The organism is Blastopirellula marina DSM 3645 (genome assembly GCF_000153105.1).
Lineage (GTDB): Bacteria > Planctomycetota > Planctomycetia > Pirellulales > Pirellulaceae > Blastopirellula > Blastopirellula marina.
The window spans coordinates 1298194-1320393 of the sequence record NZ_CH672376.1 but is presented as its reverse complement, the minus strand read 5'-3'; the positions used below and the strand labels follow the sequence as shown (position 1 = coordinate 1320393).

Sequence of the window (22200 nt, the reverse complement as noted above, 5' to 3'; positions counted from 1 at the left end):
CAAATGTACCTGTTCATTATCGGGGATGCGACCCCAATCACTCCTACGAATCGGAACCTAGAACCGAATGCTTGAAGCTAACTTCATGCAGTCGCTTTCTCCTTTAGACATATCGCAGTAAGTTGGCGATAGCAACTAGCTATTCTGGAATTGCTCACGCCGCTAGCAGCTTTCATTCTTCGCCGTTCACGAAATCGGCTCTCGCCGGGCTTCGCTGGCTACGACGCGCGGAAATGCGTACGATGACAGCTGATAGCAAATCGAATGCCCATCTCCCCTCGTTTTATTTTCTTCCTTGAAATCGCTCGAAAGAAATTTCGTGATCTCTCAGCCGAACGATCCGCAACTCGATCTCCTTTGTGAACAGCTCCATCAGCTTTCGGCTCAGGAAGCCTGGCCGGCGCAGTCATTGCAAGCTTGCGGCGACGCCGGCGTTTTTCGCTGGTTTCTCTCGGCCGAACAGGGCGGAATGGGATGGAGCGATGTCGATGTCGTGCGGGGATATTTAAAGCTCAGCGCCGCCTGTTTGACCACCACCTTTGTCATCACGCAGCGGACCGGCGCCTGTCGACGAATTGCGGGCTCGACGAACCTTTTGGCCCAGCAACGTCTGCTTCCTGACTTGGCTAGCGGCGCGTCGTTCGCCACGGTGGGGATCTCGCATCTAACCACCAGCCGGCGACATCTCAGCAAACCGGTATTGAGCGCAAGCATCGATGGCGACTCGTTTTTGCTCGACGGTTACAGCCCTTGGGTCACCGGCGGCGTACATGCAGACACGCTGGTCGTTGGCGCCACATTACCGGATGGACGCGAACTGTTGGCCGCGGTCGCCGGCAATGCGGCCGGCGTCTCAGCAGAAACTCCGGCAAGTCTCGTCGGGCTGACCGGCAGCGCTACGGGGATGGTCAAGTTTTCCCAAGTTCGCGTTACCCCTGCAGATTTGTTGGCTGGACCGGTTGAGAACGTCATGAAGGTAGGCGTCGGCGCGAAGACAGGGGGTTTAGAAACATCAACGTTGGCCATCGGTCTGGCGTCGGCTGCGGCGGCGTATATCCGCAACGAGGCGACCCAGCGGCCGGACCTCTCTGCCCCTGCAGAGTCATTTGCTCAGGAATTGAGCGATCTACAGACCGACTTGCTATCTGCAGCAGCAGGAAAGCCGCTCTGCAGCACCGAGCAACTCCGCAGTCGCGCCAACAGTATCGCCCTGCGATCGACGCAAGCCGCCTTGTCGGCCGCCAAGGGAGCAGGCTACGTTACAGGCCATGCGGTCGGCCGTTGGTGCCGCGAAGCGTTGTTCTTTTTGGTTTGGAGTTGCCCCCAACCTGTCCAGCAAGCCAACTTGTGCGAATTGGCCGGCATCGCCGAATAAGCAATAGCGGAAGAAGCGAGAGATGGAAAAAGTCGAAGTCACTTGGCACGACCATGCGGTTACCCGTGCCGATCGAGAACATCTCAACGGCCATCGTGGATGCGTCGTTTGGTTCACCGGGCTCAGCGGTTGCGGCAAGAGCACGATCGCCAACCTGGTCGATCGTCAGCTGCACGAACAAGGCGCCCACACGTTTCTATTGGATGGAGACAATGTGCGCCATGGGCTCAATCCATCCACCGCGATGCTGGCCACATCGCATGACGCTGACTTCGCGACTCGGTTTGGACTTGGCTTTGGCCCGGCCGATCGCGAAGAGAACATTCGCCGCATCGGAGCGGTCGCCGATCTCTTTTGCCAGGCAGGACTAATCACGCTGGCGGCGTTCGTAAGTCCTTATCGCAAAGATCGCGATCTGGTCCGACAACGTCTGGAATCAAGCGGCGCCGTGGGCGACTTCATCGAAGTATTTGTCGATACGCCGCTGGATGTATGCGAGAGTCGCGATCCGAAGGGCCTGTACAAGAAGGCGCGGGCTGGAGAGTTAAAAGGCATGACCGGGATCGATGATCCTTACGAAGCTCCGCTGAATGCCGAGATCACGTTGGCCGGCGGATCGGCCGCGGCTGAAGAGCTTGCCGCTCTGGTGATCGCCCAATTGAAGAAACGTGGAATCGTCGGTTCATGAAATGCTAGCGAGAAGAATTGGCGATTACGTGAACATTCCTAAAAAAATGGTTGACGGTGATAGCGATGAAATCATACAACAACTATTCCGGCGTTAAGCCCCACGGATGACCTCGCAAAACGAAATTTGCCTCGCTCGCGTTCGCCGGAAACTCCCCACCCGCTTGTCAGCGCCACTTGCCAAGACTTGTCGCAAGGAAGATCCACGGATGATTAGCTCAAATGTAAAAAACGTGCGCTCGCGCATCCGCACCGCACTCGGTGCAAGTCCACTTTTTCCGCTTCGCCAATTGCAGGTCGAATACTTCGACGATCGCATTGTGTTAGCGGGTCGCGTTGACAACTTCTATCAAAAACAGATGGCGCAAGAAGTCGCCCGCTCGGTATCTCCCGAAATTGAATTAATCAATTCCGTCGAGGTCGGCCTCTCTTAAGACGATCCCGTTGCTCTTGGCTGCGGCGCAAAAAAAGGGGAACGCCGATCGACCGACGTTCCGCCCATTCTTCACTTCCAGCCGCAGTGCGATTTAGAATTCTGCTTTCTCTTCGGCCGCTTCGTCTGCAGTTCCTGAACCATCGAGACTGCCGGCGCCGGAACCATTGGCGATGACAAAGATCATCGCGCCCGCCATCGATAAGTTCTTCATGAATTGAATCATCTGCATTTGGGCTTCTTGTCCTTCTAGATTCCAAAAGTCATGGAAGTAGTAAGTGGCCAGCACCAAAAAGACCAGCAGCAGCCCCGCGCCAAACCGCGCGTAATAGCCGGCCGCAACCGTAGCGCCGCCGACGATCAAGAACAGGATGGCGCCTGCCAACATCACGTGGGGAGCCGGAACTCCGACCGAGGCCATATAGCCGGCGACGCCTTCAAAGTTGGGCACTTTGTTGCCGACGGCGCTCATCACAAAAATGGTGGCCAACATCACGCGGCCAGCGATCGAAACGATCGGGATCATGGGATGGTTCATGCAAATTCTTCCTGAATAGGTTTCCGTTGGCGTCACGGAAAATTGGTCAATAAAAGGGGTTAGTTCATCTCAAACAACATGATTTCCGCGTCATTCGTCGCGGTGATCTGGACCGTCGGCTCAAAACTGATCGCGGCGCCGTCGCTTGTCCCTAACGGCTTGCCGTTCAACTCCACCGCGCCACGCAACACTTGCAGCCAAGCATGTCGCTCGTCCGGCAACGGATGTTCCACCGCCGCGCCGGAAGCAAGTTCGGCCAAGTAAATGCGTGCATCCTGATGGATTCGCAACGAACCGTCAGCAGCGTCCGGCGAAGCGACCAGTTGCAGTCGATTCTGGCGATCTTCGACCGGAAAACTCTTTTGTTCGTAGCTCGGCTCAATCCCCTTCTCGGCGGGATAGAGCCAGATTTGATAAAGGTGCACCGGTTCATCCGATGAAGGATTGAACTCACTATGCAAGATCCCTTTGCCGGCCGACATCCGTTGAAACTCGCCGGGGCGAAGCGTTTCGCCGTTCCCCATCGAGTCTTGATGTTCCAGCGCGCCTGACAAGACGTAGGTGACGATTTCCATGTCGCGATGCGGATGCTTCCCAAAACCTTGACCAGGGGCGACCCTGTCTTCGTTCATCACACGCAACGTACGGAAACTCATGTTGTACGGATCTTGGTATCCGCCAAACGAGAACGTATGGAAAGTGTTGAGCCAGCCATGATCAAAGTGCCCGCGGTCCTCCGCTTTGCGAATTCGGATCATCGTCCTCTCCTTTTAAATTCACAACATTATTTTACATATCAACTATCTGATGAAAAAAAGACGCGATGGTTACGCTTCTTTTTCTTTTCCAGGCGCCAGGCTCATCCGGGCCTTCTCCAACAGACGGCTCAGCTCTTGCAATTCCGCCTTCGAGAGATGCCCCATCAATTGGACGTGGGTGTCGCTGACCGGTTGGTCCATCTCGCTCAGCAGCGTCATTCCCTTTTCGGTGATTTCTACAAAGACGACCCGGCGATCATCGTTGCACCGTCGGCGCTCGACCAACTCCTGCTTCTCTAAACGGTCGATCAGTCCCGTGATCGCGGGAACGACCTGGATCATCCGCTCGGCGATTTCCAAACTGGGCAACGCTTTCCCCTCGCCGCGCAAGATTCGCAGCACGTTATACTGCGACGAAGTCAGTCCGTATTTGCGAAACAAGCGTCCGAACCGGTTGTGAAGTTGGTCGCTCGTCCGCAAGAGATTGAGCGTCGCTTCTTGCTCTGCCGAAGCAAACGGCTCTTTCTTTTTGATTTCTTCTTGCAATCGACTCGCAGACATCACAAAACTCCTTTCGATCCACTTAATTTACATGTCATCTAATACATCGTCAATAGATTAATAACGACTTTTTCGCATCCGAGAGAGTTTTGCGATTGCTACTGACAAAACGAATTCTGCAAAACAATCGGACGCCGCGAGACGGAAGCGCCGAGAATTAATAACGCAAGCGGTCTGCCCCACGAGCATCTTTTCAATGCGGAAAGCCAGGGAGATTGCGTGCGCCACCGCCGAAAGCCCAGGCTCATCCCGCCAAGACGCGACAAAAGCGTCGGCTCGCAAGACGACAAGACCAAACTGACGCTAGGGGCTCTGTTGGGCAGACGCCGGCGGACACGGCATACCCAGGGTGCGCCAAGTTCGAATTTCAGCGTCGTTCTTAAAGATCGCCCAACCGGCGCCGCGATCGACTTCGAGCATAATCGCGGAAACTTCCTGGAACAGCTCTTGGGCGTCCTGCGACGACTTCGTATAGAGCGATTCCAGCAACTCGCTGGGGAAGGTTAGTTTGTCCGCGACGCGCAGTGCGTGAGCGACAAACGCAAACTTGCTCGCGCGGCTCGCCAGACAGATAACAGCGTCCCGTCCCCAGATCGAGCGCATGGTCGCTTCAAATTGGGTGACGCTGCGGTCATCCAGCACTACCTGATTGTCAGAAATCGGCACCGCCCCGTGCGAGGTCGCTTCGCGATAAAAGGCGCTGCGATCATCACCTGGCAAACGCGTCAAATTGACAACCGCATAGAGGTTGCGACCTTGTCCAATGTAGCGAGCGACCGCGATCGGATCGACGACGACGCGCTGCGTGAAGTAGTTCAAACCAGACGGAGCGACGCCTGACTCATAGTCCAGCGGTCCCGGCGCTGCGGAACCGGAAGCGGCCGGATGAGCGCCATGGACGACTGGCTGCTCAACTCGCTGGGCCGGCGGATCAATATGGGGCTGACTGCCGTAGCCCGCTTTCTGACGCAGTTTTTGGAAATCGCCGCTCGACAAACGCGAGTAATGATCCCCCACTTCGTGCGGTTCGTCCGCCGATTCGACATGTTCCGCTTTGGCGGAGAGGGACGGGAGAAATTCGGTTAGATCCGAGTCATAACGGGGAGGAGCCGGCGGCTGGGGAACCTGATTCGTCTCGTCACCCATCGCCAGAGCGGTTTGCTCATCAAACCAGCGCGATCCAAACCCAGAACGTGAACCGGTCGATTCGCCGGGGATCGCGGCCTGCAAATGAGTTTTTCCGACCGTGACGACATCGCCATCGTGCAGCGCGACCGGCTGCGTCAATCGCTCGCCGTTCAAGTAGGTGCCGTTGCGGCTCTTCAGATCGGTCAGCATCAGTTGGTCGTCAACCAATTCAACCGCGAAATGGAGCCCCGAAACGTGCGGGTCGCCCGGTATGAGAAACTCAGCAGCATGCGTTCGACCTACTTTGATCGTTTGACCGTCACCGATCCAGATTCGTTGGCCAGCGCTCGGTCCGGCATAAATGTTAAGCGCGCATCGCACGGTCTTATTCTCTCGGTTCGCTAGTCAAAGGAAGGCGAAACGCAAAGGCCAAAATCCATTCGACCTCCTTCTCGTTATCCATTATTCCCAATTCCTACCCATCAGTCGTGGTAAAAAGCAGGAAAACAATCACAACTTGGGGCTCATCACCCCACCGGTTTACCGAGGCGAATGACGTTTACTCCTCTTCCGTCATCGGCTGCGGAGCATTCTGTTCTTCTTGCCAATCCACGGCAAACCAGATCGTGGCTCGCCCATCGTCGCCGGCTGTCATCAAGTCGGTCTTTTGCGGCGAAAACTTGATCGCCTTAATCCCCTTCTGATGTCCTCGCAGAGGCATGATCTCTCGCATAAGCGAGAGCTTGTCTTTATCAGGACGATCCACGTACCAGACAATGACCATACTATCCGAACTGCCGGTCACCAGGCGACGACCATCCGCTGAAAAGGCGACGCTATTCACTTCGGCGGAGTGCCCATCGTGCGTGAGCGGTTTCCCTATTTTTCCCGCCGCTAGGTCGACTTCTAGCCAAACACGCACTTTTCGGTCGCTGCTGACCGCCGCCAAACGCTTGCTGTCAGCGTCCATCGCAACGCCCAAGTAGCTGCCGTTGTGCTTGCCAAATGGCTCACCAACTTGCTGCGCCGTCTCGCCAGAGACGATCCGTAGTTGTCCGTCGACGCAACCGGCGATCAATTGATCGTGCGGCTGACTCGCCCAAGTCATATCGAGCGCCGCCGAGTCAAGTTTCCCCTCGGCGACCGGTTTGCCGGTCTTCCAATCGAAGATCGTCAAGCTTGCGTCGCGGCAGGCGATCGCCAGTTTGTCATCCACTAGCGCCGCCGAGGTGACGTCGTTGCTCGAGGTCGTCCATTGGCCGATCTTCTTACCGTCGATGACGCTCCAGCGTCGGATCATGCCGTCGCTATGAACGGCGATAACTTCTGAATCATCACGAGAAAACCCAACGTAGATGACCGAGCGAGCCGAATTCAACCGCTGAATGCGGCCTGCCATCGTGTTCCAAATTTCGACATCGCGATTGGTGAAGTAAATCGCAAACTCATCGTCGCTCGTCGGCGAGCTGATCACGCCGCCGATCTTGCGGCCGTTGCTGGCCGCCGCTTGCGCGACTCCCGGGATCGACCGCGGTTCTCCCTTGAGGTCCCACAGCGCAACGTCGCGTTCGCTGGCCAAAAGCAAATTGCCCTCGGCCGTAAATGCAGCGGAGCGGACTTCGTACGGAACCGAGGTCTCGGCGATCGTTTCAGACCGGGGACGCCAAATCCTTACGACGTGTTCGCTTTCTGCGCCGCGGCGCAGCAGTACGGCGATCATCGTGCGATCGGGAGACAAACAGAAGAACTGATACGACTCATCCTCTTTGGCGCGGAACTCGGCTAGTTCGCTACCTGACTCCGTCTCCAGAACGGCCACTCCTCCCCCGGCGCCGTTCGCGCTCCCGATGGCGACGACGTCCTCTTCGAGGAATCCGATTTGCTTCACGCCGTTCATCGCGCGCTTCCAAATCAGCGGCTCGCTGGCAGGCTGAGTCGAATAGATCGAGGCCATCACCAATTTTGCGATGGCGAGCTTATTTCCGCTGGGAGAAAAATCGAGTCCCCAGGCTTTCGCCCGTTGTGCGATGGTCGTTTCGTTTCCAGAGAAGTCGCAAATTCTTAGTAGCGACGCTTCTCCATCTTGCAGCGCAAAATGTTCGCCGTCGGGCGATGCGGCAATCGCTACCGAATTGCCCCCCACTGGAAATGCGCTAACCTGTTCCGTCGTGTCAAGTCGCCAGACCGCGGCGCTGACGCCGCCGATTTGGGTCACTAGATGATTCGGACCGACAAACTGAGCGCCAAATTCGGTCGCGCGACTTTCGGCCAGCCAGTCGCCTTCATGCAGTTCTAAAACATCACCGCCGTTCAACAGGCCTGGCTGAAAAATTCGGACGACGCCGCCGCTATCACCGGTCGCGGCCAAACGTCCGTCGCTGGAGTAAGCGGCCGTGAGGATGCCGTGATCATGCTGAATCGTCAGCTGATCGCGGTAGGCTTCGTAGTCCCAAAAGCGAAGATGTTGATCGACGCTCCCCGAGACCAGCGTCTTGCCATCCTTGCTCCAACGCGCCGAGCTGACGACATCCAAATGCCCCCGCAGCGTCTTGCCGCGCGTCGGCTGCGTGGCGCTGCCGGTAACGTTCCAAACGCAGATCGAGCCATCTTCCATCGCCGCCGCCAACAAGCCGGTTTGCGGATTGTAGTCAAGCGAATTCACACGCGAGTTCAGCCGATCGAACTCCAATACTTCAGAATCGCCCACGGTCCAGGTCGACATCGCTCCGTCGCTGGTCGCCACGGCGGCGATGCCGGGCGCGATCCAACAGGCGGCGATCGGGATCTCGCGCAGCGCTAGTTCCGCCGAGGTCTCGGTCGTCTCCAGGTCAAGCGTTTCGATCTGACCGCGGCGGACGTTCCCGCCGGCCAACAACAGCGTCGAGCCATCCGACGACAGGCTCACCGCATTCAAACCGTCCGTGAAATAGCGGAGCGGTTTGGCGGTCGCTTCTGGTGACGCGACAGAGAACAGATAGCCATTCGCGGCGATATAGGCGACGCCGCTTTCCGGATGAAACGTAATTCGCTCTACGTGATAACGTGAATCGATTCTCTCGGGGACAAATATATTTCGCACGAGGATCGACTGTTTTTCATCGTTCGCCGGATACCAAGCGACCAGGGGTTGCTGCGGATCATCGCAACCGATGAGCAAGTAATCTCCAGGCGGAGCGAAGGCGATCGACGTAATCGACGCTCCCTGCAGATTCAATGATTTTTGGGCGATCGCTCCTTCCGCTTGGGAGTAGAGTGAAACGATTCCATCGGTTCCGCCTGCCGCCGAAAGGTCTCCTTGAGGAGACAACGCGACTGCCGTGATTGGACGCAGCGCATCGATCTGCGGCACGTCGGCATGACATCGATCGTACAGGTGGCCCCACTCCCAATTGCGGAAGCGTTTGGGAACCTGCTCCAGAAGCTCAATGGCGCGGCCGATATCGTTCGCTTCGATTTTGGCCTGGGCCAAACCTATCCGAGAAAAGACCGCGGCAAATTCGGCTTCGGCGCGGGCTATGTCGGCGAGCGCCTTCTCATTCACAGCCGTTTCCCTCGCTACGTCCGCAGCCGCTTTTTCTTTCTCCGCGGTCAACTTCGCCTTGTCCGCGGCCGCTTTTTCCATCTCCGCAGTTAACTTTGCTGCATTGGCGATCGCTCTCTCATTCTCGGCTACTTTCTTCGCCGCGTCTGCGGCGTTTTTCTCCTTGACGGCCTGTTCTTCATTTTTCACCGCCCGCTGACGTTGCACTTCGGCATTGTCTCGTTCTTTGGCGATGGCCGCATTCTTGCCGTAGACGACCACGCCAAACGCGACGGCGCCCACCATCAACAGCAACATGGCCGCAATCGCAGACACTTGGGCGAAGCGTTTTCGCGATTGGGCGAGTCGACGATCAGTTTGTCCCCGAATCAACGCAGCGTATAACGCTTGCGTCTCGGGATCGTTCTCGTCCAGTTGCTGCAAACCGAGATCAAAGTCCGCTTTGGCCAGCGCGCATTCGGCGTAGGCCCGACGTGCGTCGCGAAATCCAACGATCGCCGCATCGTTCTTTGGCCAAAGATCCATCGCATCTTGAAAGCCGAAGAGGGAGCGAGAGAATTGCTCGTAGTTTTGCGTCGTCCGCGCTTCTTCCAGATCTTCGCGTGCCCGCGCCGCCATCCCCAAGCTTTGCGAATGGAACTGATACTCGCGAATCGCTGACTGGAACTGGGCGACCGAGACATGGCGATGACTGATCTCACTCGACATCGCGCGAAGTGCGATCTTGAGCAGCGTGCTGCTTGACTCGACAGGGGTAATTTTGTTTTCGGCCGCCGCGACCAGGCACTCGGTCACCGTCTTGGCCGCATGTGGCGGCGCGCCGGTGACGATCTCATACAGGATCGCGCCCAGCAAATAGATGTCGCTGCCGATTCCAATTGTTTCGATGGGGCCGCGCACCATCTCTGGCGCCATGTAGGCCGGCGTACCGCCCATGCTGAAATGGTCGCCGCGATTGAGATCGACCGCCAAGCCCCAGTCCATGACCAAGACTTCGCCATACTCGCCGAGCATCACGTTTTCAGGTTTGAGATCGCGGTGAATCACGCCGCGCGAATGCGCAAACGCCACGGCGTCGCAGACGCGGTCTAAATACTCAAGATTCTCCAGCTCCGTCTTGTTGCGAATCGCCTCGTGCCAGGGCGTGCCGCTCACCAGCTTCATCGAGTAGAAGAGCGTGCCGTCGCCGGTCTGTCCCAGTTCGTGAATCGGCACAATATTCGGATGATCCAGAAAACCGGTCAGCACCGCTTCACTTAAGAACTTGGCGCGATCGTCTTTCCGTTTTCCTCCTTTGTTTTTCAGCGTCTTGATCGCGACGCGACGACGCACCGATTTTTGATCGGCTGCGTAGACGGTTCCCATTCCTCCTTCGCCGAGGATGTTGATTAACTCGTAGTCCGAGGATACGCCTTGCTGTGCATTTTTGGCCAGAATCCGCTCGCGAATTTCAACGCCCAGTTCGCGTCCCTTGGCGACGGTCGCCGTCTTGAGCGACGTCAGCGGAGAATCCCCCGGGTTTTCTGCGCCGTCCCAATATCGACGGACGCCATCGGCCGAAAGCGGCTGTGAGCCCAGGGCGAGATCGAACTCAGAATTGTCGGCGCCTACGCTGTCGACCGTCTGTCCGATTCCCAAGTCAGGCGGCAAGTCGATCGTTCGTCCCGCGCCGTCGCTGGGCAAATCGAGCGTTTGTCCGAAAATCGGTCCGCCGCCGTCCGGAAGATCCAGCGTATTTTGCGCCGAAAGCACATGGTCAGGCAAATCGATCGTATCACCGGGAGACGAATTCGGCGGAGGAAGATCGATCGTACGATTCACTTCCGTCGCTTCTTCAACTTCTTCCGCGTCGCTTGACAACGAAAATTCAAACTCCTCATCGCTGGGCGGATGCGTTGGCGACGACTCAGCGCCACCGGAAGCAGGCGACTCTAGAATACTGCGCGGCGGAACCGGCGCCGCTTCCGCGTCGGGCAGATCGATCGTCTGCTTCACTTCGCGCGCTTCCGCGGGATCCGGCGTCTCGATTTCGACCGTGCCTTGGCGCCCATCCAGAGTCGTTGCGTCGCTCGAAGAAGCTGCGGATGGATTTGATTTGTCGGGATTGTCGTCGACCAGATCAAATTCGTACGTCTGCCCAAGGTCTTCGCTATCCGGCAGATCGATCGTTCCGCCGATCGCCGGTTCAGCATCCCATGCAACCCCACAGTCAGGACAGCGTCCTTCCGACTGCTGAGTATCGGTCAGCTGGGCGGCACATTGCGGGCAGACAAACATGAACTAGCTTTCCGGCAATCAAGTAAGAAGCGATTGGAGCGGTTGAAGTAAGGCAGGAAAAAGGATGGCGAAATCGTGATCAAGGCCTGGGATCGATCGCGCATCGATTACCCTTCGATCATAAATCAAAGCCTCTCGATTCACCAACAAAACCGGCATTTCGCGGGGGTAGATGCGAGAAAATCGCCATTTCAGTCCGAATTATCGAACGCGTCGTCGCCAGCGGCGACGCGAAAGACTTTGCTTTGGCTCGCTCGGCTGCTGAGTCTCCCGCTCAAGCGCTTCGTCGACCGCGTCGGCTCGCTCACGATCGGCTTGCGGATTGAGTGCGAATGCGGCCATCATCAGCGCGCCGCCAATCCCCCCCGGCAGCATCCAGCGGCGACGCAGCGAAGAATGTTCGTCACGCGGCTCTGCAAGCTTTTCGCTTTGCCATGCGGCGGAGAGGCCGGGAGTCCAAGCGTCATCTGCAGCTGGCGAATTTTCTTCTTCCGGTGAAGTGTCGTCGGCGTCGAACCATTTTTCGTATTGCAGCGCCCAGACTTGCTCGGCCGACGCATCCGCCGGCAGCTCTGGCGACGCGGATTGCACATGCCGTTCCAATCCACCGTCGGCTCCGCTGCTAGCGCCATCCGGCGCGTCGGCAGCGACCTTATCAAAGTAATAGACGTCCGGCTCTTGTTGCCCGGCCAGCAGAATCGAAACCTTGTATCGGCCAGGCAAAAAGCGCGTACTCTCTTGAATGTATTGCTTGACCTCTTCGATCGTGCTGAAACCTTGCAGCACCACACGTTCCCCGACCTCTTCATCCAAAGCGTTGACGATCACGACTACGACTTCTTGGACTTGATTTAGCGAGCTTCCATCCGAACTGGAGGTGGAGTTCGTCGTCACAGCGAAGACAGTCTCGGGCAACAGCGCGGCCGGCGCAATTTCGGGAGCGACAGGCTGCGTGAACGGCGGCGACTCGGGCGCATATTGCACGCCGACCGGGATGATGACTTCAAAGGTATCCGTGACCGAGTTCAAATCGCGGAACGTCGTCGCATCCACGACGTTGTCATACAGATTGATCTGCGGATCGTTGAATGCAGTAATAGTCACCGTCGCGCGCTGTTCGGTCAACGCAAAACCAGAGTTGTAGGTATGCTGCAACGTCTGGGCGCCGTTGATCGGATCCTGGAAGAGATAGATGTCTTGCGAACCATCACCCCAATCGACCAAGACGCGCGAGTTCTGTTCGACATAGACCGGTTTCCCGTCGACAATCAGCGTCGACGAATCTCCCAGCTTCGTGATCGTCGCGTTGACTTGAAACTGCCCATTGCCAAGCCCTTTGGCGATTTGCGAAGTCGATGCGTTGGGATCAGGGCTCTGCGGCGTTCGCTGATAGATGGGGCCAAACTCGCCGACTTCGATAAAGCCAGGCTGAGTATCCACGTCCACGAAAGTTGCAAACGAACTGACGGCGCCCAACGAGCCGATCGAGTCGGCCAACCCGCCGCCGACAAAAGGAGTCAACGTGTTATTCGCGTCGTTCAACAGATAAAAATCGGCCGCCGAACGCATCACCAACATCGAGTCTCCCGCGATGTCCAGCGTGCCGCCGGCCAATGCGGTGAACGCATTGTTAGTGGTCCCACCGCCGGTCATCCGCACTTCGCCGTACACGACGACGTTGTCCGACGGATCGGCCGCTTGCTCGGCAAAGGTCAAGTCGCCGACTGTCTGTACAAACATGTGCCCCGCCGCAACTCCAACCGCTGAAAACGCCGGTGTAAAATCGGCGATCGCCAAGTCATCGCTATTGGCGACTTCAAACGCCAGCGTCACCGGATCGGCCGCGATGGTTCCTAATGCGTCCGTCACCAACGCAATCGTCAGACTGTTCACGTCCGACAACACCACCGAATAGGCGCCATCCATATTGGTTTGCGTGTCTGGCGTCGTACTGGGTCCCTTCGGCGCGAACGTGTCGTCGTTCGAGTTGGGCAAGTAGCTCGAAATCGCATCGGTCGTACGGCGACCGAGCAATCCGCCGTTCGCCGCATCAGTCGTATTCAGCGCAGCGCCAGGCGTCACCTGCAAAGTTCCGTGGGCCTGCATTGTCGCCTGTTGGAAATCGACGTTGGTCATCACGATCGCTCCGCCGGCGACCAACAACGCTTGATCGGCGACGATCATGCTAAACGCGGCGCCGGTTCGCTCGTCGTTGATTTGGACGAGATGGCCGTCGGACCTGATCGCCATCGTTCCGGCGGTTTGCGAACCATCGACCAACAATAAACCGCCGTCGCTGGCCGAAGTTTCCGTGATCGAAACGTCGCCGCCGACCGTCAGCGACAACCGCCGCAGATCAATCGCGTCCCCGGCCGAGTCTCCCAGATGCACATCGGCGCCGGCTCGCAAGATCGCTAAGCCGTCGACCTGATCCTCGGCCGAACCGGCGACCGGCGCCGCAATCCGTTGGGCGACGACCAGACTGGTCCCAGCCGTATCGTCGATCGATCCGCTGCTCTCAAGCACCAGCGAATTGGCCGTACTACCGGTTCCTCGCAAGGGGTTTCCCTGGGCCAGCGTCGTATCGCTATCTTCATGAATCGTGACGTCACCCAGGGTCGCCTGAAATGTGAGCGTCCCCAGTTGTACGTTGGCGCCGCTGTCAGCGCCCCGATCGAGCGCGTTGACGCTCTTGGCCAGAACGCCCAGATCGATATCACCCAGCTGCGACGCAAAGTAGGCGTTTCCTTCGATACTAAACACGTCCGCCGATTCATTCGCTAACACAATGTGCGAGTTGGCCTGAAATAGGGCGTAGTCGGTCGCTTCGATCGAAGTACCGCCGACCCCGTCGATTTGCGAATCGGTGATCGTCGCATTATTTGCGGCGTTGTCGGCAATCAGCATCGCCGTCTGAGCAAAGTTGGTGATCTCGGTCGAACCGCCCCCTTCGCGACGCTCGGCGTGGGTGATCACCATCGACGCGTCTTCGCGAATCGTCGCATGGACGCCGGCATCCAGATTGGCGAAACCAAAAAACGTCACACTTCCCAGCGACACCATCGCGCCGCTTTCGGCTCCCCGTCCAGAAGCATTCGGGTTACTCGCTGCATCGACATCGATCACGCCGACGCTAATCTCGCGCACAACGCCGGGCGTTGCAAAGTAGTTGGTGTCGCCGGAAGTGAACAGTGCGTTGCCGATGACGGTCAATTCGTCGGTCTTCTGATCGGCGAGCACCACATCCAGTTCGGCATGAAACTCCGCGAAATCGGTCACCGTGACCTTGGTCTCGACAGCGTCGCGAAGATCCCCCTGGTTCGCGACCAAGACAAGCGTATCGGCTTGACTCGTCCCGGCCAGCAACATCCCCCCATCCTCATGGACGGTCACGTCACCGCCGCTGCTCTCGAACCGCAGCGCGCCTAGTTCGACGGTCGCGCCGCTATCGGCCCCGCGATCGGTCGCAAGTTTCGCTGTTGGCGTTACGCCGATGTCAATCTGCTCTCCGCCGGTCGAAGTGAACGATGCGCCGCCCTTCACGACTAGCTTGTCGCCGACGTTGTCACCTAGCGTGATCGTCGTAGCGGCCGTCAGCGCAGCAAACGTATCGACTTCAATGGTCGTCGCCAAAGCGTCGGCAATAAAACTGTCAGAGAGGAGCGTCGCCGAGGAAGCGTAATTCGTGCTGCCGCCGGCAAAGTTGGTGTCGATGATCGTCATTCCGGCCGCGGGCGCGACAAAGCCGCCGCTCGCGTTCGTTTCGGTGATTCTCACCGCGGCCTTCGCATTAAACGTCAACGTGCCCAAATTGACGCCGCTCGTCCCTACGCCTACCGTGACGGATCCGCCAGACTGGAAGAATGCGTTGTCGCCGACCAGCAATTGAGCGTCGGCATCCGAGTTCACTAACTTAATGTCGCCGCTCGCGAGAAAACGTGCGTCACCGATAACCGAGGTCTTGTCGCTTCCGGCCGAACCGATCAGTCCCGTCGTACGCAACACCAGATTGTCGGCGAGATTCTCATAAGTGGTGCCGGCGAATTTACGGTTGGCCAGAAGGGTATCGCTGTCGGTTTGCAGATAGACGCTCCCCGTTCCGCCCACCGTGTGGAAAGTCAGGCCATCGACCTTCACCGACGCGCCGCTGTCGGTCGCCAACATGTCGGACACGCCCACGCGAATATCTTGACCTGCGGTCGTCACGAACAATGCGATATCGTTATCCAAGGCGCCGTCATTCAAGCCGAGCGAGTAGACGCCCAGGTCGACGCCATCCACCATGATCGTCGCTTGATCGGCCAGATGAATTTCTCCGTCCGCAATCATCACCGAACTGTTGGCGACATCGACGCTGGCTCGCAAAATATTTCCGTTGAGCGAGCCGTCCGAATCGGCGTCGGTCAAATCGCCTTCGGTGATCAACACCAACGAGTCGCCCCGGTTCACGAAGATCACCGGCGAACCGTCAAGATCGAACCGTCGTGAAGCCAACAGCGTCGAGTCGGTCTCGTGAATAACGATATCGCCGCGGGCCGTCATTCGATCACTGCTATGGAAAGTCAGCGAGGAGAGTTCGACCGTCGCTCCGCTGGCGGTTCCATTCGCATCGCTGGCGCCGATGACAATCGCTTTGCCGGCACGCGAATAGAAGAACGCGTTGTCATCCGCCGCGGCGCCGATCTTCAGTTCATTGTTCGCCTCGTCGGCCAGCGTGATCGTGCCGTCGGCGACGATGATTGCGTCTTGCGCAACGATCGAAACGCCATCCATATCCGCAATGCTGTTCAAAGTTCCGAGCGCTTCGAGAATCAACTGAGCGCCGACATTGAGATCGTCATCAATCAGCATATCCGCCGCCGCAAACTGGATCCTCAGGTTCCCAGTCACCGTGCCTGGCAAGGTCGGAAAGAGCGCCGCCGTGCTGATATTGCGATAGTAGATATCGGACAGATCGCCGCCGCCTGGGGCGCGAAATTCGACGCCCGCGATTTTGTTATCCGCCAAAAACGTCGAGACCGGCTCACCTAGCGGATTGGCCGAAGTGTCGCCAAAAAGATGGATGACAGCGCCAACGGCCGCTTCAAACAGGGCGTCGCCAACCACGCTACCATCGCCGTTCACATCCAGATCAATCCGATCCGCCGTCAGCGGGTTCCCATCTTCGACTTGAATGATCGATCCGTCCGCCGCCAAAAATAAATCGGCCGCCAGATTGACTCCCGTTACTTCCACGTCGGAATCTTCGCGAATCGTGACCGAATCACGCACATTCAAGCCGTTGTCGCTGACGAACGTCACTTGCCCGAGCAAGACCGTAGCGCCGCTGTCATCCCCACGATTAATACCATTGTCGACGCCAACGTCAATCGTCTGGCCGCCGCTCGAGATGAACGTCGCCAGGCCATCCACCTGCAGCAGATCCGTCCCCTCATTCGCTAGGTTGATCGTTGTGCCCGCGTCGAACGTCGCCGAACCGCTAACTACGATCGAAGCCCCAGTCGCGTCGGTGATCGAATCCTCAGAGGTTAAGTCCAGCGAGTTGGCCGTGCTCGAACCGGAGAGAACGGTGTCGCTATCCTCCTGGATCGTGACCACGTCCCCTTGGAAATTCAGCAAGCCAAAATTCGCTGTGCCTGCGGGGCCGATGTCGATCGAGCCGGCCGCGATGAATGTCGCTAAGTCGTCTACTTGCAAGATGTCGCCGGCTTCATTGGCCAGGTTGATCGTTGTGCCCGCGTCGAACGTCGCTGGACCGCTGACTACGATCGAAGCGCCGGTCGCATCCGTGATCGAATCACTCGATGTGAGATCCAGCGAGTTCGCCGTACTCGAACCGGAGAGAATGGTGTCGCTATCCTCCTGGATCGTGACCGCGTCCCCTTGGAAATTCAGCAACCCAAAATTCGCTGTGCCTGCGGGGCCGATGTCGATCGAGCCGGCCGCGATGAATGTCGTCAGGTCATTGACCTGCAAGATGTCGCCGGCTTCGTTCGCCAGGTTGATCGTCGTGCCCGCGTCGAACGTCGCCGAACCGCTAACTACGATCGAAGCGCCGGTCGCGTCGGCGATTGAATCACTGGATGTGAGACCCAGAGAGTTCGCCGTGCTCGAACCGGAGAGAACGGTGTCGCTATCCTCCTGGATCGTGACCACATCCCCTTGGAAATTCAGCAACCCGAAATTCGCTGTGCCTGCGGGGCCGATGTCGATCGAACCGACTGCTTTAAACGTCGCCAGGCCATTTACCTGCAGCAGATCCGTTCCTTCATTCGCGAGGTCGATCGTGGTGCTTGCATCGAACGTCGCTGGTCCGCTGACTACAATCGAAGCGCCGGTCGCATCCGTGATCGAATCACTCGATACGAGATCCAGAGAATTCGCCGTGCTTGAACCAGAGAGAATGGTGTCGCTATCCTCTTGGACCGTGACCACGTCCCCTTGAAAATTCAGCAACCCAAAATTCGCTGTGCCTGCGGGGCCGATGTCGATCGAACCGACTGCTTTAAACGTCGCCAGGCCATTTACCTGCAGCAGATCCGTTCCTTCATTCGCGAGGTCGATCGTCGTGCTTGCATCGAACGTCGCTGGTCCGCTGACTACAATCGAAGCGCCGGTCGCATCCGTGATCGAATCACTCGATACGAGATCCAGAGAATTCGCCGTGTTCGAACCGGAGAGAATGGTGTCGCTATCCTCTTGGATCGTGACCACGTCCCCCTGAAAATTCAGCAGGCCAAAGTTTGCTGTGCCCGCGGGACCGATGTCGATCGAACCGACTGCTTTAAACGTTGCCAGGCCAGTGACCTGCAGCAGATCCGTTCCTTCGTTCGCCAGATTGATCGTCGTCCCCGCATCGAACGTCGCTGGTCCACTAACTACGACCGAAGCGCCGGTCGCATCCGTGATCGAATCACTCGATGTGAGATCCAGCGAGTTCGCCGTACTCGAACCGGAGAGAATGGTGTCGCTATCCTCTTGGATCGTGACCACATCCCCTTGGAAATTCAGCAACCCAAAATTCGCTGTGCCCGCGGGGCCGATGTCGATCGAGCCGACTGCGATGAAAGTCGCTAAGTCGTCTACTTGCAAGATGTCGCCGGCTTCATTGGCCAGGTTGATCGTTGTGCCTGCATCAAACGTCGCTGGTCCGCTGACTACGACCGAAGCGCCGCTCGCGTCGGTAATCGAGTCGCTCGACGTGAGCCCCAGAGAATTCGCCGTGCTTGAACCAGAGAGAATGGTGTCGCTATCCTCCTGGATCGTGACCGCATCCCCTTGGAAATTCAGCAACCCAAAATTCGCTATGCCCGCGGGGCCGATGTCAATCGAGCCGACTGCGATGAATGTCGCCAGGTCATTAACCTGCAAGATGTCGCCGGCTTCATTGGCCAGGTTGATCGTTGTGCCTACATCAAACGTCGCTGGTCCGCTGACTACAATCGAAGCCCCGGTCGCGTCGGTGATCGAATCCTCAGAGGTTAAGTCCAGCGAGTTCGCCGTGCTCGAACCGGAGAGAATGGTGTCGCTATCCTCCTGGATCGTGACCGCATCCCCTTGAAAATTCAGCAGCCCGAAATTCGCTGTGCCCGCGGGGCCGATGTCAATCGAGCCGACTGCGATGAATGTCGCCAGGTCATTAACCTGCAAGATGTCGCCGGCTTCGTTGGCCAGGTTGATCGTTGTGCCTGCATCAAACGTCGCCGAACCGCTAACTACGACCGAAGCGCCGGTCGCGTCGGTGATTGAATCCTTGGAGGTGAGATCCAGCGAGTTCGCCGTGCTTGAACCAGAGAGAATGGTGTCGCTATCCTCTTGGATCGTGACCACGTCCCCCTGAAAATTCAGCAGGCCAAAGTTTGCTGTGCCCGCGGGACCGATGTCGATCGAACCGACTGCTTTAAACGTTGCCAGGCCAGTGACCTGCAGCAGATCCGTTCCTTCGTTCGCCAGATTGATCGTCGTCCCCGCGTCGAACGTCGCTGGTCCACTAACTACGACCGAAGCGCCGCTCGCGTCGGTAATCGAGTCGCTCGACGTGAGACCCAGAGAATTTGCCGTGCTTGAACCGGAGAGAATGGTGTCGCTATCCTCCTGGATCGTGACCGCGTCGCCCTGAAAATTCAGCAACCCAAAATTCGCCGTCCCGGCTGGGCCGATGTCGATCGATGCACCCGCCTTCAACGTCGCCAGGCCGTTGATTTGCAGCGTATTACTAGCCTCGTCCGCCAGCGTGATGGCGTTCTTCGCGGTCCATGTCGCCGCGCCGGTAACAATGATCGAAGTCATCGAAGCATCGGTCATCGATCCGGTTGACTTGAGTTCCAGCGAACCAGCCGTGCTCATGCCAGAAAGTGTCGTATCACTGATCTCGGTGATCTTCACCGCGTCGAGCGTGTTAAACGTCAGTGTGCCAAACTCAAAAGCGTCGCTCCCATCCTGACCGAGCGTGATCTGATTGTTGCCGTTCGCCAGACTATCCGTGGCGATGAACGAAGCGTTGCCAGTGACCTTTAGCTCGGTGCCGACAGCATTTTCGATTTTGCCGGTCGAACTCAAGACGAGAGCGCCTGCCGAATTTGCATTGATCAACTGCGTATCGCCCGACTCGGAGATTTTCACCTCATCGAGCGTATTGAACGTCAGAGCGCCAAACTCAAAAGCGTCGCTCCCATCCTGGCCGAGCGTGATCTGATTGTTGGCGTTCGCCAGACTATCCGTGGCGAGAAACGAAGCGTTGCCAGTGACCTTCAGTTCCGTGCCGACAGCATTTTCGATTTTGCCGGTCGAACTCAGATCGAGCGATGTTGCCGCGCTCTTCCCAGTCAGCAACGTATCGTTGTTTTCTTGGATCGTGACTGCGACGCCACTGAAGTTGAGCGAACCGAAAGTGATGAGATCCTTCGACTGATTACCGATCGAGATATCGGTTCCCGCGATCAGCACCGCGTCGCCGGTCGCGTTCAGCGTTGCGTTCGCTTTGTTCTCGATCTTACCGGTCGACGCGAGCCTGAGTGAACCCGCCGTATTGGTCGCTTCTAGCAGCATGTCGCTATCTTCGGCGATCGAGACGCTGTCCACGGTATTAAAGTTCAGGGAGGCGAATTGAAACTTGTCGTCCGCCTGATCCCCTAGCGTAATTTGATTGTTGGCGTTCTTCGCATCCCCATCGTCGGCGGCGAACTGAGCGACGAAATTGACCTTCAGCTCGGCGTTGGCCTCATTGGTAATTGAACCGGTCGAATGCAGATAAAGCGTCGCTGCTTTACTGACCCCACGAAGCTTCGTACCGTCATCTTCGCGGAGCGATACGCCAAAATTGGAGACAAACGTCAGCGAACCAAGCTGAATCAAGTCATTCGTTTCATTGCCCAGCGCAATGGAACTACCGGCGACGAACTTGGCGTTCTGCGCGACGACCAGTTCGGCCTTCATTTCATTCTGAATCGAACCGGTCGAGTCCAATATCAGCGAATCAGCCTTGCTAACCCCACTCAACAAGGTATCGCCGATCTCAGCGATGTTCACGGCGTCAACCGTATTGAACGTCAGCGAACCAAATTCAAAGACGTCGCTTCCATCCTGACCGAGCGTGATCTGATTGTTGCCGTTCGCCAGACCGTCGGCGGCGATGAACGAAGCGTTGCCAGTGACCTTTAGTTCCGCGCCGACGACGTTTTCGATTTTGCCGGTCGAATTCAAGACGAGAGCGCCCGCCGAACTCGCGGCGATCAACTGCGTATCGCCGGCCTCGGCGATCTTCACCTCGTCCAGGGTATTGAACGTCAGCGAACCAAACTCAAAAGCGTCGCTCCCATCCTGACCGAGCGTGATCTGATTGTTGGCGTTCACCATGCCGTCGGCGGCTGCGAACGAAGCGTTGTTGGTCACCTTCAGTTCGGTACCGACGGCGTTTTCGATCTTCCCGGTCGAACTCAGATCGAGCGATGTTGCTGCGTTCTTCCCAGACAGCAGCGTATCGGCATCTTCCGCGATCGATACCATGGCTCCATCGAACGTCAGCGAGCCGAATGACAGATCGTCGCCGGCTTGGTCTCCCAAAGTCACGCTAGCGCCCTTAAAGCTGGCGTTGTTGGTCACATCGACCGCGGCGTTCACCTGGTTGGTGATCGATTTAGTCGAAACCAGTTCGAGAGCTTGCGTTTTGACCTGATCCAGCGAAATATCATCCGCCGTCGCGACCTTTACGTCGCCCCCTTGGCTGACGTTCAACAGCGAGATCTCATTGTCCGTCGAGTTCAAAGTGACGTCGATCTTGGCGCCGTTGATCGCGGCGAAGCTGACCGGCGTCGTCGCCGGGGTCAGCAAATCAGCGCCGGACTGATTGACCTGCGCGGCGTGGGTGTCGGCCGTAATCGAAACTTCGGTTGCGAAGGTCCACGAATCGCCAGGTGCGGATCCTTGGAAAGAAACGGCTTCGACGCCCTTGGTGATCAACCCTTTACCGAGCGAAGGATCCAGCGTCGCATGATCATCGAGGAGCGTCACCTGTTGCCCGTCTTCGACTCCTGGCGAAGTGTCGCTGACCGTGATTCCGGCAACAAGGCTCGCATCCCATTTCTGGTCAAACCCTTTGCCATCGGTGACTTGGTAATAGCTGGTGCCGCCATCGTCGTAGAACCGGACTTCGACCGCGTCGTTGGCGTCGTCGACTTCAATTTGAAGAACGTCACCGACAAGGTTCGCATCGGCATTCAAAACGACGCGAGGTTCCAACTCTCGAAAGCGGAGCTTGGTGTCGAACTGATCGAAAAAACGAGGAGCGGGCCCATCCGCACGGCGCGTTTTTCGCTTCAGCCAACGCGAAAAGATTCGCTTTCGGTTCATTCGGTAGCGCCCTTGGTCGGTCGCTCGCCTGGCGCTCGGCGGCGCGCGGCAAGA

The 22200-nt window shown here is 57.5% G+C and carries 9 protein-coding genes; 3 read left to right on the top strand and 6 right to left on the bottom strand.

The window, feature by feature from the left end; translation table 11 throughout:
• Positions 1–319 precede the first annotated feature (319 nt).
• The 3 genes from DSM3645_RS07110 to DSM3645_RS07100 all read left to right on the top strand — a co-directional run bounded on the left by DSM3645_RS07110 (position 320) and on the right by DSM3645_RS07100 (position 2496).
• The gene (locus DSM3645_RS07110) at positions 320–1375 is read left to right on the top strand and encodes an acyl-CoA dehydrogenase family protein (protein ID WP_116344376.1); all 1056 of its coding nucleotides are present in this window, start codon (positions 320–322) and stop codon (positions 1373–1375) included.
• A 22-nt stretch (positions 1376–1397) separates the two neighbouring features.
• A complete protein-coding gene (cysC, locus tag DSM3645_RS07105) occupies positions 1398–2063 on the top strand; it encodes an adenylyl-sulfate kinase (RefSeq protein ID WP_002651406.1) in 666 nt (221 codons plus the stop codon).
• A gap of 106 nt (positions 2064–2169) precedes the next feature.
• On the top strand, positions 2170–2496 hold the full coding sequence (locus DSM3645_RS07100) for a BON domain-containing protein (RefSeq protein ID WP_002651405.1): 327 nt from the start codon (positions 2170–2172) through the stop codon (positions 2494–2496).
• Between the two features lie 93 nt (positions 2497–2589).
• Here the strand turns inward: DSM3645_RS07100 and DSM3645_RS07095 are convergent, their stop codons facing one another.
• The 6 genes from DSM3645_RS07095 to DSM3645_RS07070 form a co-directional block, all read right to left on the bottom strand.
• Positions 2590–3033, bottom strand: a complete 444-nt coding sequence (locus tag DSM3645_RS07095; protein WP_002651404.1) for a DoxX family protein — start codon at positions 3031–3033, stop codon at positions 2590–2592.
• 59 nt (positions 3034–3092) lie between these two features.
• Positions 3093–3791, bottom strand: coding sequence for a pirin family protein (locus tag DSM3645_RS07090; RefSeq protein WP_002651403.1), 699 nt, complete (start codon positions 3789–3791; stop codon positions 3093–3095).
• A 69-nt stretch (positions 3792–3860) separates the two neighbouring features.
• Positions 3861–4352 carry a MarR family winged helix-turn-helix transcriptional regulator gene (locus tag DSM3645_RS07085; protein ID WP_002651402.1) on the bottom strand — a complete coding sequence of 164 codons (492 nt, stop codon included), beginning with the start codon at positions 4350–4352 and terminating at the stop codon, positions 3861–3863.
• A 303-nt stretch (positions 4353–4655) separates the two neighbouring features.
• The gene (locus tag DSM3645_RS27840) at positions 4656–5861 is read right to left on the bottom strand and encodes an FHA domain-containing protein (protein ID WP_002651401.1); all 1206 of its coding nucleotides are present in this window, start codon (positions 5859–5861) and stop codon (positions 4656–4658) included.
• Between the two features lie 178 nt (positions 5862–6039).
• Complete coding sequence (locus tag DSM3645_RS07075; RefSeq protein WP_002651400.1) at positions 6040–11298, bottom strand: protein kinase domain-containing protein; 5259 nt, start codon at positions 11296–11298, stop codon at positions 6040–6042.
• Positions 11299–11499: 201 nt separating this feature from the next.
• Positions 11500–22146 carry a beta strand repeat-containing protein gene (locus DSM3645_RS07070; RefSeq protein WP_002651399.1) on the bottom strand — a complete coding sequence of 3549 codons (10647 nt, stop codon included), beginning with the start codon at positions 22144–22146 and terminating at the stop codon, positions 11500–11502.
• Between the last annotated feature and the right edge of the window lie 54 nt (positions 22147–22200).